This window comes from Pantoea dispersa (assembly GCF_035783935.1).
GTDB classification, from domain to species: domain Bacteria; phylum Pseudomonadota; class Gammaproteobacteria; order Enterobacterales; family Enterobacteriaceae; genus Pantoea; species Pantoea dispersa_C.
Genome location: NZ_JALKOV010000033.1, coordinates 1 through 697 on the forward strand (window position 1 = coordinate 1; position 697 = coordinate 697).

Below are 697 nucleotides of genomic sequence, written 5' to 3' on the forward strand. Positions count from 1 at the left end.
CAAAAGAAGTAGGTAGCTTAACCTTCGGGAGGGCGCTTACCACTTTGTGATTCATGACTGGGGTGAAGTCGTAACAAGGTAACCGTAGGGGAACCTGCGGTTGGATCACCTCCTTACCTGAAGATACCTTCCCGCGAAGTGCTCACACAGATTGTCTGATGAAAAAGTAATGAGCAAAGCGTCTTACGAAAGAGACTTCAGTGTCCCCTTCGTCTAGAGGCCTAGGACACCGCCCTTTCACGGCGGTAACAGGGGTTCGAATCCCCTAGGGGACGCCACTTGCTGGTAATGAGTGAAAGGCGTTACCGATAATACTTCAGAGTATGCTGATTAAGCATGCTGCGAAGTATTTGCTCTTTAACAATCCGGAACAAGCTGAAAATTGAAACGACACGTCGTTTTCATTCTCCGTAATAAGAATGAAATTTACGATGTGTTCGAGTCTCTCAAATTTTCACATCCCATGTGGAATGCAGGAATCAACGAGCAGGAAAAAAGGCAAGGCGCGTCGGCGCACAGCCAGCGGAGCGTACTGACGTACGTGAGCATGGCGAGCACCGCTGCAACGCAGCATTTTTCCAGCGCAGTGATTCCGGACATGAAACGTCTGTGGGTTGTGAGGTTAAGCGACTAAGCGTACACGGTGGATGCCCTGGCAGTCAGAGGCGATGAAGGACGTGCTAATCTGCGAAAAGCG

General features: G+C 49.9%; 1 tRNA gene and 1 rRNA gene. Both read left to right on the top strand.

Annotated elements, in window-relative coordinates:
* Window positions 1-116: ribosomal RNA gene (locus MXF20_RS23215) — 16S ribosomal RNA — on the top strand; the annotation flags it as partial.
* An 86-nt stretch (window positions 117-202) separates the two neighbouring features.
* Window positions 203-278: transfer RNA gene (locus MXF20_RS23220), tRNA-Glu, on the top strand.
* The last annotated feature ends 419 nt before the right edge of the window (window positions 279-697 follow it).